We start from the raw sequence: 1,024 nt of genomic DNA, 5'->3' as shown, positions 1-1,024 counted from the left end.
GGTCTAATTATTTGAATGAGCTTAGCTGATCAGATCGTAGGCTGATGATTTAGTTCCCTGATTTAGGAAACAAAGCCCCTGAAGGTAAGAAAATAGAAATTAAAATAAACAATCGAAAGTTCATGCTTCGACCACCAAACCAAGAATGGTCTAAAGTCTCAGACCTTGGGTTCAGTCAACTTATAGAGTCCCAAAGGGTTAGAGATAACGAAGGAGCGATCAGGCTTCATGAAGTTTTAGAGTCAGGTGATAATATAAGCTTCTCACTACAGAAGGCATCATACTTTGACCAATGTAAATCCAATTTAATATTAGATTGGTCATCTCAGGATGATGATGGCATTTCACTAAGGTCCTTACAGCGTGGAATCTATGGAGGGCTCTTACCTAATTTAAATGATAAAACTATGGCTAACACAGTTGGAATTGCAGCTCTCATTTATTACAGAGAGGAAGACGAATATGTCCCCTATATGGTTAAACGTGTAAAGAAAGTAGGAGTCTTTCCTGGTGGTATTCACTGCACTTCGTCCGGGGTTGCAAAGTGGCCCTCAGATTCTGCCGATACTAGCTTTGAAAATTTCTTTACAAAGCATAAGTACTCTGAATTAGAGGAAGAAGTTGGTCTGACAAAGAATGATATTTCAGAACTTATTCCCATGGCTGTTTGCAGGGAGTTCGCTAGGGGAGGAAAGCCCCAAGTCTTTTATGCTGGTTTTACTGAGTTATCTAAATCTGAACTAATAGAAAAAAGAATTAAAGCGCAAGCAACAATTGCAGAAATGAAGCTATGGTCAGAAATTGAACAGCAAAGATGGTATCACTCTGAAATCGTATTAGGTACTGATGAATTAATGGGATCTATTAGTAAATACAAAGTTACTTTAGAAGGCGTGGCATCTCTGCATTATGGAATAAAGTATTTGCAGCAGCACAGGATATAAAATGCCTAACAAGAGACTATGGCGTCAATAGTTAATTTTTGAGGCTATCTGTATCCCACATAACACCATCTCTTAGCATT

The 1,024-nt window shown here is 38.3% G+C and carries 1 protein-coding gene; it reads left to right on the top strand.

Going from position 1 to position 1,024, the window contains the following annotated elements; translation table 11 throughout:
* The first annotated feature begins 122 nt into the window (after positions 1 to 122).
* Positions 123 to 944 (top strand): hypothetical protein, encoded by an 822-nt coding sequence (locus R7F64_RS23770; protein ID WP_318072134.1) that lies wholly within the window; start codon positions 123 to 125, stop codon positions 942 to 944.
* Positions 945 to 1,024 lie beyond the last annotated feature (80 nt).

The sequence above is a fragment of the Vibrio sp. Vb1980 genome, assembly GCF_033338615.1.
Lineage (GTDB): Bacteria > Pseudomonadota > Gammaproteobacteria > Enterobacterales > Vibrionaceae > Vibrio > Vibrio alginolyticus.
This window is presented reverse-complemented; position numbering and strand designations above follow the sequence as displayed.